The 15087-nt window shown below is 62.9% G+C and carries 13 protein-coding genes; 11 read left to right on the plus strand and 2 right to left on the minus strand.

All coding sequences use genetic code 11. The annotated features are described in order from the left end of the window. Positions 1 to 117 precede the first annotated feature (117 nt). Complete coding sequence (gene ppsR, locus FIU90_RS13775) at positions 118 to 1539, minus strand: transcriptional regulator PpsR (protein WP_152435296.1); 1422 nt, start codon at positions 1537 to 1539, stop codon at positions 118 to 120. 13 nt (positions 1540 to 1552) lie between these two features. Beyond that, positions 1553 to 2464, minus strand: a complete 912-nt coding sequence (locus FIU90_RS13780; protein WP_152435297.1) for a B12-binding domain-containing protein — start codon at positions 2462 to 2464, stop codon at positions 1553 to 1555. Between the two features lie 249 nt (positions 2465 to 2713). Here FIU90_RS13780 and bchF point away from each other — a divergent pair, with 249 nt between their 5' ends. Genes bchF through FIU90_RS13835 form a run of 11 tightly spaced genes read left to right on the plus strand, consistent with a single transcriptional unit; the run spans position 2714 to position 15065 of the window. Next, entirely contained in the window at positions 2714 to 3244 is a 531-nt protein-coding gene (gene bchF, locus FIU90_RS13785) for a 2-vinyl bacteriochlorophyllide hydratase (protein WP_152435298.1), read from the plus strand. Beyond that, positions 3241 to 4524, plus strand: a complete 1284-nt coding sequence (locus FIU90_RS13790; RefSeq protein ID WP_152435299.1) for a ferredoxin:protochlorophyllide reductase (ATP-dependent) subunit N — start codon at positions 3241 to 3243, stop codon at positions 4522 to 4524. Before bchF ends, FIU90_RS13790 begins: the two co-directional genes overlap by 4 nt. Before the next feature lie 3 nt (positions 4525 to 4527). Continuing rightward, on the plus strand, positions 4528 to 6081 hold the full coding sequence (gene bchB / locus FIU90_RS13795; protein WP_152435300.1) for a ferredoxin:protochlorophyllide reductase (ATP-dependent) subunit B: 1554 nt from the start codon (positions 4528 to 4530) through the stop codon (positions 6079 to 6081). Continuing rightward, positions 6071 to 9637: a magnesium chelatase subunit H gene (locus tag FIU90_RS13800; RefSeq protein ID WP_152435301.1), complete on the plus strand. Its 3567-nt coding sequence runs from the start codon at positions 6071 to 6073 to the stop codon at positions 9635 to 9637. The genes bchB and FIU90_RS13800 overlap by 11 nt, the downstream gene beginning before the upstream one ends. A gap of 18 nt (positions 9638 to 9655) precedes the next feature. Next, a complete protein-coding gene (bchL, locus tag FIU90_RS13805; RefSeq protein ID WP_152435302.1) occupies positions 9656 to 10552 on the plus strand; it encodes a ferredoxin:protochlorophyllide reductase (ATP-dependent) iron-sulfur ATP-binding protein in 897 nt (298 codons plus the stop codon). Beyond that, entirely contained in the window at positions 10552 to 11271 is a 720-nt protein-coding gene (gene bchM, locus FIU90_RS13810) for a magnesium protoporphyrin IX methyltransferase (protein WP_152435303.1), read from the plus strand. Before bchL ends, bchM begins: the two co-directional genes overlap by 1 nt. After that, positions 11268 to 12713, plus strand: a complete 1446-nt coding sequence (locus FIU90_RS13815) for a BCD family MFS transporter (RefSeq protein WP_152435304.1) — start codon at positions 11268 to 11270, stop codon at positions 12711 to 12713. Before bchM ends, FIU90_RS13815 begins: the two co-directional genes overlap by 4 nt. A 45-nt stretch (positions 12714 to 12758) precedes the next feature. Further along, positions 12759 to 13559 carry a photosynthetic reaction center subunit H gene (gene puhA / locus FIU90_RS13820; RefSeq protein WP_152435305.1) on the plus strand — a complete coding sequence of 267 codons (801 nt, stop codon included), beginning with the start codon at positions 12759 to 12761 and terminating at the stop codon, positions 13557 to 13559. Continuing rightward, a complete protein-coding gene (gene puhB, locus FIU90_RS13825) occupies positions 13550 to 14281 on the plus strand; it encodes a photosynthetic complex putative assembly protein PuhB (RefSeq protein ID WP_234029534.1) in 732 nt (243 codons plus the stop codon). Before puhA ends, puhB begins: the two co-directional genes overlap by 10 nt. Next, positions 14278 to 14760 (plus strand): photosynthetic complex assembly protein PuhC, encoded by a 483-nt coding sequence (gene puhC, locus FIU90_RS13830; protein ID WP_152435306.1) that lies wholly within the window; start codon positions 14278 to 14280, stop codon positions 14758 to 14760. Before puhB ends, puhC begins: the two co-directional genes overlap by 4 nt. Then, on the plus strand, positions 14760 to 15065 hold the full coding sequence (locus FIU90_RS13835; RefSeq protein WP_152435307.1) for a hypothetical protein: 306 nt from the start codon (positions 14760 to 14762) through the stop codon (positions 15063 to 15065). The genes puhC and FIU90_RS13835 overlap by 1 nt, the downstream gene beginning before the upstream one ends. The last annotated feature ends 22 nt before the right edge of the window (positions 15066 to 15087 follow it).

The following is a 15087-nucleotide window of genomic DNA, read 5'->3' on the forward strand; positions in this document are numbered from 1 at the left end:
ATGCATTGAGCGCTGCAATCGGCCATTTTCAGTGTGAAGTCGGCGAGACAGTTCGCTGTCAGGAATTAACAAGCCAGAACCGGGAAAGACGCTGTCAATTCAGCGATACACTCGCTGCTAGTCGGGGTCGGCGGGCAGGTTGCCCAATCCGTAGCGGTGGAGCTTGGAATAGAGGCTCTGGCGCGAGAGGCCGAGGATTTCCGCCGCAGAAGCGCGGTTGTCCGAGGTGTAGGAGAGCGCTGCCTCGATACACAGCCGCTCGATGAGGTCGGTCGACTCGCGAACGATGTCCTTGAGCGACATGCGCCCGACAAGGTCGGTAAGCTGCTCGACCGAACGCGGGAGATCCTCCGACCCCGGTGGCAGATCGCGCAAACGGCGCCCGATCGGACGGATGACGAAGGCGTAGAGTGGATCTTCGCCGCTTGATCGCACAGCGGAAAGCTCAACCGGCTCGCCTTCGACTTCGTGCCCAGTGCGAACTACGGTGCTGACATTACGTGCGGCGCCGTGCTGGTCGATCTGCCCTTCGATCAGGTCGAGGTCGATACCGGGCCTGCCGACCGTTTCGGAGAGATGCCGCCCTCGCAACTGGTCGACACTTGCAGCCTGAACAAGTTCGATAAAGGCCTGGTTTGCGCTGACGATTTCAAGGTTGGAATCCGCCATGACGAAGGCGTCAGGCATCTGATCGATGAGGTCGAGCAGGGGCGAATTGGCCTCCGCGCTGGCATCATTGACGGGCGAGAGACGCAGCAGCAGGAACTGCCCGCGATCCTGCGTGAATCCTGTGATCGAGACTTTGACTGTGCGCGAGCCTTTGGCGAGCTCGATCTCGATCGGCGAGACGGCCTGTGATGCCATCGCCGATCCCGCCAGAACCTGGAGAGCATCGCGCGATCCTTTTTCGACCAGTGTCGGCAGCTTCTTGCCCTGGAGCGCGCCGGCCCGCATCCCGGCGAGTGCGTGGGCGGCTGGATTGGCCTCGCGAATACGCAGCGTCTGCGCCTCGACCACCATGACCGCTTCCGAGGACAACTCGAACAACATGCGGTAACGCGCCTCGAGATGGCGCATTCGCAGGTAGTCACGCTCAAGCGACTGCTGCACCTGAAGCAGGCGCTGCTGCAGCTTGCCCGCCTCGCGTAAATCGCGACCCAAGGCGATGCGATGCTTCCCGCCGTTGACGCTTAGCACGGCATAGCGGATCGGCACGTCGCCCGCGCGGGTGTGGTGATTGACCTGCCGCCAGTGCTGCACCTCTCCGCGCCGCGCGGCAGCCAGCATCTCCATGATCTTGGGGCGACTTTCATCGGTCACCGTTTCGATCCAATTGGTCCCGATCCAGGCATCGAAATCGGGGAAATCGCCGGGGTCGAACGTCGCATCGAGGATCGTGCCGGTATCGTCGAGCACCAGAGTCACGTCGCCCGCAACCATCGCGAGCTTCATCGCCGCTTCGGCGTCGAGCGTGTCGAACAGTTCGGCTGCCTTACCGAACGGGTTCTTGCCTTCGATACTGTGCTTTCGTGTCAGCATTCAGGGTTCCGGTCTAACGCATAGTTCGCGCCCGCACCGGCGATGAGGCGACCAGTCTTTCGGCCTCCTCAAGCGCAGCGCGTGCGTCGGCGCCGGTCCCATCGGCTCCCACTGTTGCGACGATCGAGGGATCTTCGTTGACCGCTCTTCCGCCGATCAAAACACAAATGTGCGGATTGGCTGAAACGCTGCGCATCGCCTTGATCAAATTTGCGACGGCGGCGCTAGGGCAATCCCTCGATATCGTCAATCCGGCCACATCGAATGATTTCTTCGATAACAAGTCGAGCAATTCGCGGCGTTCCGGCCTCGACAAGGCCACGCTGTCCCAGCCGGCGCGCGAGAACACCTCGTCGATCATCAGCGCGCCAAAGCTGTGCTGGTCGCCTGGGATCGGTGCGAAGATCGCAGTCGGCCTGAATTCGCGATCGCTGGATGCAGCAGGCGGGGTTCGCGCGGATATCTCGCGCATGACCTGCTGAAGCCGCCACAAACCCATTGTAACATCGACGAAATCGCAATCGTCGGAAATCCACATTTCGCCGAGACGGCGCGCGGCGGGGGCCAGGAGATCGAGGTAAACGGCCTCTACGCTGACGCCGGCGTCGAGAAAACTGTCGACCTCTTCAAGCAGGCTCGCAGCCTCGAGTCTGAGCGGCAGCGATGCAAATCGGCTGGCATCCGAAGGGTCGATCTCACCGCTTCGCGACGTCGCCGCAGCCGCCCTGCTGGACGAATGCGCCATCAACAGCCGGGGGATAATTTCCCCTTCAATGATCGCATTTATCGACTCGTCTGCAAGCGGGCCAGGCGAATCACTGTTGTCTGCGCTGCGCGGCTTTTTCCGCGCGAACGGATCGATGATCACTTTTCGCAAAGCAGCAGAACCGGCGCCCATTACGCCTGTCCCCTTGGGTCCCGCCATCTGATCCTCCCAGGCTCCCGGTCCAGAATGCCGGGATCGGCGCGGATCGCGTCGCTGTCAGTGTGGCCGAAGGATATCCGACTCCTCTCCCACCAACGACTCGGAGGTTTACGCGCTTTTGCCCGATTGGGCAAACCGAAGCCTCGGAAACCGATATAGCTGTCAATCTAACTATACGTCCATTTGGATTGACACTCTAGCTGTCAATGCCATAGATATCGGTTCTGAGGGAAAGGCGGTTTCCACGAGATGAGTCGGCAAGACCACGCATCCCCCGTCGCGGCTGAAGTGTTTGAAGCACACACTGCAACGAACCAGGGGATCAGGGGTTCGCTCTATTCGGAAGAAGAGCGGCGGCGCAGAGACGAGTCGGTCTGGACCACCATTCAGGGCGTGCTTGCTCCGCTCCAGTTCATTGTCTTCCTCGCCAGCCTTGCTCTCGTAATCCGATATCTCTCAACGGGCGAAGGCGCGCTCGCAGCAGACGTCTCGATCGTGATCAAGACACTGGTGCTCTACACCATCATGGTCACCGGCTCGATCTGGGAAAAGGTGGTGTTCGGGCGTTGGTTGTTCGCTCCCGCCTTTTTCTGGGAGGACGTTTTCTCGATGCTCGTCCTCGGGCTGCACACGCTCTATCTCGCGATGCTGTTCGGTGCGATCGGCACGGTTGAGGCGCGCATGTTCGTCGCGCTGGCCGCCTATGCCGCCTATGTCATCAATGCCGGACAATTTCTGCTGAAGCTGCGTGCTGCTCGGCTTGAGGCGGCACCGGCATGAATGCCCCGACCGCCCTTCCCGGCTGTGACGCCACAGCTGCCCGCCCGGTCCTTCGCGAACGCGGCCAGCGCGAAGTATTCTGCGGCCTTACCGGAATTGTCTGGCTCCACCGCAAGATGCAGGACGCCTTCTTCCTCGTCGTCGGTTCGCGGACTTGCGCGCACCTGCTGCAGAGCGCGGCCGGGGTGATGATCTTCGCCGAGCCGCGCTTCGCCACAGCGATCATGGAAGAGCGCGACCTTGCCGGCATGGTCGATTGCCAGGACGAACTGGACCGCGTGGTGGACCGCCTCCTTGCCCGCCGACCCGATATCAAGACGCTGTTTCTCGTCGGCTCGTGCCCCTCGGAAGTCATCAAGCTCGATCTCGCAAAAGCAGCCCAACGGCTTGGCGCACGGCACATGCCTACGGTGCGCATCCTCAACTATTCGGGCAGCGGGATAGAGACGACTTTCACACAAGGCGAAGACGCCTGCCTCGCCGCGCTCGTCCCCGAAATGCCTGCGAGCGCAGCCGACGCCCCGCAGCAGTTGCTGATCGTCGGCTCGCTGCCGGACATCGTCGAAGACCAGTTCGTGCGCCTCTTCGCACAGCTCGGTATCGAGAATGTTGGCGTGCTGCCCGCGCGCAACGCCCGCGACCTTCCACCGGTGGGACGGAACACACGCTACCTCCTCGCGCAGCCCTTCCTCGCCGATACCGCCATGGCTCTGGAGGATCGTGGGGCGATGCGTCTCGATGCGTTGTTCCCGTTTGGGGCCGAAGGGACGACCAGCTGGCTGAAAGCAGCCGCCGATGCCTTCGGTGTCGACGAGATGCACTTCAACCGCGTCATCGCGCCGGGCCGTGAGCGGGCCAAGCGCGCGATCTCACATGCGAAGGCGCAGCTTGAGGGCAAGCGCATCAGTTTCCTGCCAGACTCTCAGCTCGAGGTACCATTGGCGCGCTTCCTCGCGACCGAGCTAGACATGCAGCCGGTCGAAGTCGGCACGCCCTATCTCCACCGCGCCCATTGCGCGCAGGAACTCGACCTCATCCCTCCCTCGGCGCGCATCAGCGAAGGCCAGCATGTCGAGCGCCAGCTGGACCGCGTGCGCGAGGACCGGCCCGACCTCACCGTCTGCGGGCTCGGTCTTGCCAATCCGCTCGAGACCGAGGGGCTGACCACCAAGTGGGCGATCGAACTCGTCTTCTCGCCGGTCCACGGCTTCGACCAGGCCGGCGACCTCGCCGAACTCTTTGCCCGGCCGCTCCGCCGCCGTGACGTGCTGGAGGTATAGGCGATGCAGCTATCCGTCTGGACATATGAAGGCCCCCCGCACGTAGGCGCGATGCGCGTCGCGACCGCGATGGAGAAGCTGCATTACGTGCTCCACGCGCCGCAGGGTGACACCTATGCGGACCTTCTCTTCACGATGATCGAGCGGCGCGGCAAGCGCCCTCCCGTCACCTACACCACTTTCGAAGCGCGTGACCTCGGCAAGGATACGGCGCAACTGTTTCAGGACGCCGCGCGCGAGGCTGTCGAGCGGTTCGATCCGCAGGCGATCATCGTCGGGGCCTCGTGCACCGCCGAGCTCATCCAGGACGATCCGGGCGGGCTCAGCGAAGCGATGGACCTCCCCTGCCCCGCCATCCCGCTCGAACTCCCCAGCTACCAGCGCAAGGAGAACTGGGGCGCGGCAGAGACCTTCTACCAGATCGTTCGCTGCCTTGCGGACAAGGATGTGGTGCGCGAGCCCAGGGAGGGTCGCAGAGCTCGCGCAAACATCCTCGGGCCCTGTGCATTGGGTTTCCGCCACCGCGACGACCTCGTCGAGATCCGCAAGATTCTCGACCAACTGGGCATCGACATAAACCTCGTCGCACCACTCGGCGCGACGCCGCAGGATATCACGAGGATCGGCGCGGCCGATTTCAACATCGTCCTGTATCCAGAAATTGCAGATGAAGCGGCCCGCTGGCTCGAACGAACGTTCGCGCAGCCTGCGGTCCGCTCAATCCCTATCGGTGTGGGGGCCACACGTGCTTTCATTACCGAAGTCGCCGAGTTGGCAGGTGCAGATCCCACGCCTGCCCTCGGCGACACCCATTCCAGACTCCCATGGTGGAGCCGCAGCGTCGATTCGACCTACCTCACTGGCAAGCGCGTCTTCATTTTCGGCGATGCGACCCATGCCGTCGCCGCTGCCCGCATTGCTCGCGACGAGCTCGGCTTCGAGGTTTGCGGGCTAGGCTGCTATAACCGCGAATTCGCCCGCGAAGTTCGAGCGGCGGCTAAAGAACACAGTGTCGAGCCGCTCATCACCGACGATCACCTCGAAGTCGAAGAGGCCATCGCTGCCGCCTCGCCCGAGCTGGTGCTCGGCACGCAGATGGAGAGGCATATTGCCAAACGCTTGGGCCTCGCCTGCGCTGTGATCTCCTCGCCGGTGCACGTTCAGGACTTCCCTGCACGCCACTCGCCCCAGATGGGGTTCGAAGGCGCGAACGTGATCTTCGATACGTGGGTGCACCCGCTGGTGATGGGCCTCGAGGAGCACCTCCTCACCATGTTCCGCGAGGATTTCGAGTTTTCCGACGAGGCCGGGCCTTCCCACCACGCAGCGCATTCACCGCGCTTGGCGGCGGTCGAAACGGCAGCGATGGAAGAGGTTCTCGAACCGGCAAACGACGGCTCGATATGGACAGCCGAGGCTGAGCGCGAACTCAAGAAGATCCCGTTCTTCGTGCGCGGCAAGGCGCGCCGCAACACAGAGGCGTTCGCCGCCGATCAGGGGCGCGCCGAAATCGACCTCGAAACGCTGTACGACGCGAAAGCACATTATGCCCGGTGAGGCGAACGCCTCGATCGTGGCGCACCGCCGCACGCCCGTCAGGGTCGTTATCGTCACGCTCGATAATCACCTGAAGGGCGCAGCCGAACGCGCGGCCCAGACGCTGTCACGCGAGAAGATCGAATTGCAGCTTCATGCGGCCGCCGATTGGGACCGCGATGCATCTGCGCTCGAGCGCGCGAAGGATGCGATCGCTGAGGCCGACATTGTCATCGCGACCATGCTGTTCCTCGACGATCATAGCCGCGCGATCATGCCCGCCCTCGAAGCGCGCCGCGAGGATTGCGATGCGATGGTTTGTCTGATGTCGGCGGGCGAGATCGTGAAGCTCACCCGCATGGGTGGATACCGGATGGATGCGCCTGCGAAGGGCCCTCTTGCTCTGCTCAAGAAGCTACGCGGCTCGAAGAAGCAAGGCGCAAGCTCGGGCGCAGGCCAGATGCGGATGCTGCGCCGCCTGCCCAAGATCCTAAAGTTCATTCCCGGCACCGCGCAGGACGTGCGAGCCTACTTCCTCACCTTGCAATACTGGCTCGCGGGATCGGACGAGAATGTTGTCGCAATGGTACGCGCCCTGATCGATCGGTATGCGGCGGGCGAACGCGCAGGACGGCGCGGGATTACCAAGGCCGATGCGCCGCTCGAATACCCCGAAACCGGTGTCTACCACCCGCGCACGAAGCAGCGCATTTCCGAAAGCCTGCGGCTCCTTCCGCGCAAGAAAGGACCGAACGGCACTGTCGGTCTGATCCTGCTGCGCTCCTATCTCCTCGGCCATGACAGCGGGCATTACGATGCGGCCATCGCCGCGTTCGAGGACGCGGGAATGAAAGTCGTACCGGTCTTCGCCAGCGGCCTCGATGCTCGTCCCGCGATCGAGGCATTCTTCAAGGACCGCAACGGAAAGCCGACGGTCGACGCGATCGTCAACCTCACCGGATTCTCGCTCGTCGGTGGTCCCGCCTACAACGATGCCGAAGCCGCGCGCGAAGTATTAGGCGAAATGGACGTGCCCTATATCGCCGCGCACGCGATCGAGTTCCAGTCGATCGAGGAATGGCGCGAGCGGCCACAAGGGCTTTTGCCGCTCGAAGCGACGATGATGGTTGCCCTCCCCGAGCTAGACGGTGCGATTGCGCCGAGCGTCTTCGGAGGTCGCTCGAACGACCACGTTGGGCCGGTGCGCAAGATGGTGGGCGAAGGCGAACGCTGCGAGGCGCTTGCGCGCCGCGTCGCCGGGCTCATTGCGCTGCGCCGCAGCGAGCGGGCAGAGCGAAAGCTTGCAGTGGTGCTGTTCAACTTCCCACCCAACGCGGGCGCTACGGGCACGGCGGCATTCCTGGCCGTCTACGAGTCGCTGCTTGCGACACTTACCCGGCTCGCTGATGAGGGATACTCTGTTGAAGTGCCCGCAAGTGTCGATGCGCTTCGCGATGCGCTGCTCAACGGCAATGCCGAAATATACGGCGCCGATGCCAATGTCGCTGCGCGCATTCCCGCCGATGAGCATGTCCGGCGCGAAAAGCACCTATCCGAGATAGAGGCGCAGTGGGGTCCCGCCCCCGGCAAAGCGCAAAGCGACGGCGGGCATATCCAGGTGCTCGGCGCCGAGTTCGGAAACGTCTTCGTCGGCATCCAGCCTGCCTTCGGATACGAGGGCGATCCGATGCGCCTGCTGTTCGAGGGCAATTTCGCCCCGACCCATGCTTTCAGCGCCTTCTACCGCTGGATCCGCGAGGACTTCGGTGCGCATTCGGTGCTCCATTTCGGCACCCATGGCGCGCTTGAATTCATGCCCGGAAAACAGGCCGGAATGACGGGCGATTGCTGGCCCGAAAGGCTGATCGGCGACCTGCCGAACTACTATCTCTACGCGGCCAATAATCCTTCCGAAGGGATGCTCGCCAAGCGCCGCTCGGCAGCTACGCTAGTGAGTTATATGACCCCGCCGCTGGCGCAGGCCGGGCTTTACAAGGGGCTTTCCGAACTGAAGGCCTCTGTCGAACGCTGGCGCATGGCGATCAAGGATACCGAACTTGCCGACCTCGCGCAGATAATCCGCGACCAGTGCGAGGCGCTCGATATCGAGTGCGGCGATATCGGCGATCTGTCCGGGCGGCTCTACGAGCTCGAAGCGACCCTTATACCACACGGCCTCCATGTACTCGGCAGCAACCCGCAGGGCGAGCAGCGCGAGAGTATGCTCGGAGCGATGCTCGATGCCGGCGAAGACGCGGACCGGGACAGTCTCGCCCAGAGACTCGACGCCAGCGATGAACTCGGCTCGCTCATTCACGCGCTCGATGGCGGATATGTCCAGCCTGCACCCGGCGGTGACATCGTTGCCAACCCTGCCGTGCTCCCGACTGGCCGCAACATCCATGGCTTCGACCCATTCCGCATCCCGTCCGCCTATGCCTGTCAGCAAGGTCGCGACCAGGCCGAACGGCTCATCGCACGCCATGTGACCCGCGCAGAGCCCTTTCCCGAGAGCATCGCCATGGTGCTGTGGGGCACCGACAACATGAAGACGGAAGGCATCCAAATCGCGCAGGCGATGACGTTGCTAGGCGCGCGACCCCGGCGCGACTCCTATGGACGTCTGTGCGGCGCGGAACTGATCCCGCTCGAAGAACTCGGTCGTCCGCGCATCGATGTAGTGATGACGCTTTCGGGCATCTTCCGCGACCTCCTGCCTCTGCAAACACGGATGCTCGCCGAAGCCGCGCTATTGGCCGCCCAAGCGGACGAACCCGCCGAGGCTAATTTCGTGCGCAAGCACACGCTTTCCCACGCAGAGGCGCATGGCTGCGACTTCGAAACCGCCGCTTTGCGCGTCTTCTCAAACCAGGAGGGCGCATACGGCGCGAACGTCAATCAGATGATCGATGGCGGTGTCTGGGCCGACCCGGACGAACTCGCCAACGCCTTCGAGATCAACAAGGGCTTTGCCTACGGCGTGAACGGCGCACCGGTTCAGCAACGCGACCTGCTGCAAAGCGCCTTGAAGGACGTCGAGTTTACCTACCAGAACCTAGAAAGCGTTGAGGTCGGGATCACCGATCTCGACCAATATGTCGACGGGCTTGGCGGAGTATCGCGCTCGGTCGCACGCGCGAAGGGTGAGGATGCGCCCGTCTACATTCTCGATGCGACACGCGGGAATGCGAAAGTCCGCACGCTTGCCGAACAGATCGACCTCGAAACGCGCACCCGCACGCTCAACCCCAAATGGTTCGAAGGCATGCTCGACCACGGCTTCGAGGGCGTACGCCATATCGAGATGCATGTGACCAACACGCTCGGCTGGTCGGCAACCACCGGGCAGGTCGAGCCGTGGGTTTACCAGAAGATTTCCGAGACGTTTGTGCTCGACGAGGAAATGCGCCGCCGCCTGTCCGAGCTCAATCCCAAGAGCTCCGCACGTGTAGCGAACCGCCTGCTCGAAGCCTGCGACCGCCAGCTGTGGGAGCCCGACGAGGCCACGCTAGCCGCGCTGCGCGAAGCCAATGACGAACTCGAAGACCGCCTCGAAGGCGTCTTCGCCGCCGAATGATGATGGGGATCGACTGACATGAATCTTCAAACTCCCAAATCGAGCTTCAATCGGCCAGACGGCGAAGGATCGGTCCAGGTCCAGCTTGACCCGCGCGACCAGATCAAGGGCGCAAAGGTCTTCGCGGTCTACGGCAAGGGCGGGATCGGAAAGTCGACCACGTCGTCGAACCTGTCGGCGGCCTTTTCGAAGCTCGGCCACCGCGTGCTCCAGATCGGCTGCGATCCAAAGCACGACAGCACCTTTACGCTCACCAAGAAGCTGATGCCGACGGTGATCGACGTGCTCGAGACGGTCGAATTTCACTCCGAGGAACTGCGGCCCGAGGACTACATGTTCGAAGGCTATAACGGAGTGATGTGCGTCGAGGCCGGCGGGCCTCCAGCCGGCACCGGCTGCGGCGGCTATGTCGTCGGGCAGACCGTGAAGTTGCTGAAACAACATCACCTACTCGAAGACACAGATGTCGTGATCTTCGACGTTCTGGGCGACGTCGTATGCGGCGGGTTTGCCGCGCCTCTGCAACATGCCGAGCGCGCGTTGGTTGTCGCCGCAAACGACTTCGACAGTATATTTGCGATGAACCGGATCGTTGCGGCGATCGGCGCGAAGTCGAAGAATTACGACGTGCGGCTCGCGGGCGTGGTCGCAAACCGTAGCCGCGAGACCGACGAGATCGACCGGTTCTGCGACCAGATCGGCATGCAGCGCCTCGCCCACTTCCGCGATGTCGATGCGATTCGGCGATCGCGGCTCAAGAAATGCACTCTGTTTGAGATGGAGGACTCGCCCGAAGTCATCGCCGCGCAGGAAGAATACCTCCGCCTTGCAGCGATGCTGTGGGCAGGCGTCGAGCCGCAGGCGGCCGAGCCGATGAAGGACCGCGACATCTTTGACTTCCTGGGGTTCGAGTGATGGCAACATATCCAGACAGCAGATTGGCACGAACAGATTTCGACACCCGGCGCGAAGCGCTCGCAACCTATTTCGACTCCACTGCCAGACAGGCGTGGATCGACCTCACCTCCGACGCGAAGGTCAGCGGCATCCGCGCAACCGTGCGCGCAGGGCGCGAAGAAATGCGCGAGACGCTAATGGGTTGGCTCCCTGCCGACCTCAGGCGCACGCGCGTGCTCGATGCGGGCTGCGGAACCGGCGCTCTCGCGATTGCCGCAGCATGTCGCGGAGCCGAAGTCGCAGGGGTGGACGTAGCTGGGGGCCTGATCGAAGTCGCGCGCGAACGCACGCCGGGCTTTATCGGTCACGGCCGGATCGATTGGCTCGCGGGCGACATGCTCGATCCTTCGCTCGGTACCTTCTCGCACACAGTCGCGATGGATTCCCTAATCCACTATTCGCCCGACGACCTTGTCGATGCGATCGAGCAGATCGGCGAGCGCACCACGCACTCGATCCTGTTCACTTTCGCGCCGCATACCAAGCTGCTCGGAGCGATGCACACGGTCGGCAAGGTGTTTCCCAAGGGCAATCGCTCGCCCGCCATCGTCCCGGTCGCAGAGGAAGATTTGCGCGAGCGTCTGGGCACGCTCAAGAGCTGGCAAATCGGCCGGACGCAGCGCGTCTCAAGCGGGTTCTATACCTCGCAAGCCCTCGAACTGGTCAGGCGCGGATGAACAATAAGCCCCGCCCTTCCAACTGGACTGAAGTCGCGATGGCAATGCTGCCATTCGCGGACGCTGCGAGCGCGGATCTGCCGCTCGCCCGCCTGCTGCGGCTTGCGTTGTTCCAGTTCAGTGTCGGGATGGCGATGGTTCTGCTGAACGGCACGCTCAACCGGGTGATGATCGTCGAGCTCGGCACGCCCGCCTGGATTGTCGCACTCCTGATTGCTGTCCCCCTTCTCGTCGCACCTTTCCGTGCGCTGATCGGACACAAGTCCGACACGCACCGCTCGTTTCTGGGATGGAGGCGCGTGCCCTACATCTGGTTCGGCACGATCTTGCAGTTCGGCGGCCTGGCGATCATGCCATTTGCACTGCTGCTCTTCAGCAAGCCCGACACATTCGAGCTTGCGGTGCTTTCCGCCGCTGTATCCTTCCTTGTGACCGGCGCGGGCTTTCACGTCACGCAGACCGCCGGCCTCGCGCTCGCGACCGATCTCGCGCCCGAGGACAAGCGCCCGCGCGCGGTTGCGCTGCTCTACGTCATGCTGCTCGTCGGCATGATGTTCTCTGCCTTCGTGATCGGCGGGCTGCTGATCGATTTCGGCCCGACGCGGCTGGTGCAGGTGATCCAGGGTGCGGCGGTCCTGACGATGGTGCTCAACATCACCGCGCTCTGGAAGCAGGAGGCGCGCGATGTCGAGGCGACCGCCCCTGACCGCGAAACGCCCCATTTCCGCGAGCTTTGGAACGCCTTCGTGAAGGACGGTCGCAACGCACGCCTCCTTACCGCAATCGGCATTGGTGCGGCGGGTTTCGCGATGCAGGACGCGCTGCTCGAGCCTTATGGCGGTGAGGTGCTCGGCCTGTCGGTCGGCGCGACTACCGGGCTTACCGGAGCATGGGCGTTCGGTGCTCTGATCGGTTTCATGTGGTCTGGCCGGATGCTCGCTCGCGGTGGCGATCCGCTGCGCATCGCGGGGCTTGGCCTCGTGATCGGTGTTACCGCCTTTCTCATCATTCTGTTTGCCGCCCCGTTCTCCTCGCCAGTAATGCTCTTTATCGGGGCCATCGCGATCGGCCTCGGATTGGGGCTTTTTTCTGTCGGCACACTGGTCGAGGCGATGGCGCTCGCCAAGAATGAGACCGCCGGCCTCGCGCTCGGAGCATGGGGCGCGGTGCAGGCGACCTGCGCTGGTGCAGGCATCGCTCTGGGCGGAGCGCTGCGCGACACGGTTTATGCCATCGCCATGAGCGGCGACCAGAGCGCCGGTGCCGCCATTATCGGGGCCAACCGCGCGACCGGATACACCACCGTCTACATCATTGAAATCCTGCTGCTTCTTGCAGGCCTCGCCGCGATCGGACCGCTTGTCGGCCGCGCTCGCACGGATGCAACAGACACCCGGGAGGGCGCCGACCAGCCGTTCGGCCTGCGCGAATTCCCGACATGAATGCGGCTGCCGTTCAACGCCGCACACACTTGAGAGGAATGTGAAATGGAAAACACATACATAGTCGGGACATTCGACGTTGCCGAACTCGCCTTCCTTGCCTTCTTCGTGTTCTTCATCGGGCTGGTGATCTACCTTAACCGGGAGAGCCGCCGCGAAGGCTATCCGCTTGAGGATGAGTGGACCGGCAATGTGGACACGACGAGGCCGCTCTCGGATGCCGGGAAAAAGACCTTCAAGCTGCCGCATGGTCGCGGAACCTATGTGCCCGAAGATGTGCCGCGCGATCCGGTGGACATTCCGGCGAAACGCGCATTCCGCGCGGGCGGTGCACCCTATGTACCAACCGGCGATGCGATGAAGGATGGGCTCGGCCCGGCAGCTTTTGCGAAGCGGCAGGACTATCCCGACCTCACCTTCGACGGTGCGCTCCGCATCGTTCCCATCGCCGACAGCCACGAGATCGTGATCGCGGACAAGGATCCGAATATCGTCGGCTGGCCGGTTATCGCCGCCGACAAGAAGAAGGTCGGCACCGTGAGCGACATCTGGGTCGACCAGTCGGAGCATATCATCCGCTATCTCGAGGTCACGACCAATGCGGGCACCAAAGTGCTCGCACCGATGACGGTCGCCGCAGTTCAGACCAAGGGGCTGCTCACCGGCATTCTCCCGGACAATCCCGAGCTGGTCGAGATCGATGCGATCACTTCGGAACAATTCGAGCACGTGCCGCAGGTCAAGACTCCTGGTCAGATCACGCGTCTCGAAGAAGACCGCATCATGGCCTATTTCGGCGGCGGCTACATGTACGCGACGCCCGAGCGGGGTGAGCCGTGGCTGTGAACGCAAATCTTCACGAGGCGCCCGTGCGCGATCACCCCGAGCTTGCAGGCCACGGGCCCAGCGCGGACGGCGATCCGATGGGCACGCCGGCGCAGGATGAGCGTATATTGTGGAAAGGGCGACCCGACCTCTCGACCTACGCCCGAACGGCTTTCCACACGCGCAAGGCGGCGATCTACTTCGCCGCCCTCATCGTCCTCGCGCTCGCATTCGGCAATGTGAACGGCGCGATAGCCTGCGCAGTGCTGGGTGTTATTGGCATTGCGATCCTGCAAGCCCTCGCATGGTACAGCGCCCGGACTACGCTCTACATCCTCACCGACCAGCGCCTCATGATGCGCGTCGGAATGGCAATAGAGACGCGAATCAACGTGCCGCTGAAGCAGGTGCATGCCGCCCATTTCAAACCGCGCGATAAAGGGCGTGGCGATATCGCGCTCGAGCTGAGCGGCGAGAGGCTGCTCGGCTACTGGTTGCTCTGGCCACACGCCCGCCCATGGAAATTCAACATGCCGCAGCCGATGCTGCGCGCAATTCCGCAAGCCGAAGCTGTTGCAAAGATGTTGACCGAAGCACGCTCCAGGTTCGGATCGATCGAGCGAAACTTGACCGAGATCAAAGATCAGGGGGCTGAAACGGGACAAAAGGCAGGTGGCCCCGCAGCGCGTCCGAACACTTCAGGCGAACTCGCAGATCGCGGCCTTGAAGGAGCGCCTGCATGATCGTTCGCGAATACGAGAGGGATGAATTTGCCGTCCACAAGATCCCGCTGATCGGGATGGCGGTGGTCGCCGCGCTTTCGATAGCGATGACGGCGGCGGTCACCCTCGGCTGGGTCGATCGCACCTCGGTTCCTTCAGAGGTTCGCGCAATGCAGGGCGTTGAATCCACCGCAACCCGCTCGATCCAGTTCTTCGACGAGGCGGATGGCACCGTCCGGGTCGAGGATGCGGCAAGCGGCGAGGTTATCGCGAGCTTTCCCGAAATGCGGGGCGGTTTCGTCCGTTCAAGCGTGCGCAGCCTCGTCCATGAACGGCGGATCCGGGGCATCGGGCGGGCAACCCCGTTCGAACTCATAGAATGGCAGAACGGCGCGCTCTCGTTGCGCGATACGACGACCGGAAAGTCGGTCGAACTGGCTTCGTTCGGGGCCGACAACCGCGCGGTGTTCGCCGCGATGCTGAAACAGGAGACGCGCTGATGGGATCCGGCGTTACCAACACCGCGAGGCGATTCGACACGCCCTGCACCATTCTCGTCGAGCAAAGCTCCGAGCATTTTCACGCCCATGTCGAACTCGCCGGAAATGTCGAGTTGGAACCGGGCGACAAGGTGCGCGTTCACGGAGCCCCGATTTCCGTCCCCTTCGGCCAAAGCGCCACTTTCGAGCGCGCTGCGACGGTGACGCGCGCCGGCCCGCTGACCCGCGCGGCGACGCGGCTCGCGGCCTATTTCGACCTCAAGGAGCTTTACGAGGTCAGCTTCAATCCCGGGAGGATCAAATGAACGCGCCAGCCAAGATTGATGG

It is taken from the genome of Erythrobacter sp. THAF29 (genome assembly GCF_009363635.1).
In the GTDB taxonomy this organism is placed as follows: Bacteria; Pseudomonadota; Alphaproteobacteria; order Sphingomonadales; family Sphingomonadaceae; genus Erythrobacter.

Excerpts from the sequence above, each read along its gene's own strand:
- ppsR (WP_152435296.1), bottom strand. The coding sequence starts at position 1,539 with ATGCTGACACGAAAGCACAGTATCGAAGGCAAGAACCCGTTCGGTAAG.
- FIU90_RS13780 (WP_152435297.1), bottom strand. The coding sequence starts at position 2,464 with ATGGCGGGACCCAAGGGGACAGGCGTAATGGGCGCCGGTTCTGCTGCT.
- bchF (WP_152435298.1), top strand. The coding sequence starts at position 2,714 with ATGAGTCGGCAAGACCACGCATCCCCCGTCGCGGCTGAAGTGTTTGAA.
- FIU90_RS13790 (WP_152435299.1), top strand. The coding sequence starts at position 3,241 with ATGAATGCCCCGACCGCCCTTCCCGGCTGTGACGCCACAGCTGCCCGC.
- bchB (WP_152435300.1), top strand. The coding sequence starts at position 4,528 with ATGCAGCTATCCGTCTGGACATATGAAGGCCCCCCGCACGTAGGCGCG.
- FIU90_RS13800 (WP_152435301.1), top strand. The coding sequence starts at position 6,071 with ATGCCCGGTGAGGCGAACGCCTCGATCGTGGCGCACCGCCGCACGCCC.
- bchL (WP_152435302.1), top strand. The coding sequence starts at position 9,656 with ATGAATCTTCAAACTCCCAAATCGAGCTTCAATCGGCCAGACGGCGAA.
- bchM (WP_152435303.1), top strand. The coding sequence starts at position 10,552 with ATGGCAACATATCCAGACAGCAGATTGGCACGAACAGATTTCGACACC.
- FIU90_RS13815 (WP_152435304.1), top strand. The coding sequence starts at position 11,268 with ATGAACAATAAGCCCCGCCCTTCCAACTGGACTGAAGTCGCGATGGCA.
- puhA (WP_152435305.1), top strand. The coding sequence starts at position 12,759 with ATGGAAAACACATACATAGTCGGGACATTCGACGTTGCCGAACTCGCC.
- puhC (WP_152435306.1), top strand. The coding sequence starts at position 14,278 with ATGATCGTTCGCGAATACGAGAGGGATGAATTTGCCGTCCACAAGATC.
- FIU90_RS13835 (WP_152435307.1), top strand. The coding sequence starts at position 14,760 with ATGGGATCCGGCGTTACCAACACCGCGAGGCGATTCGACACGCCCTGC.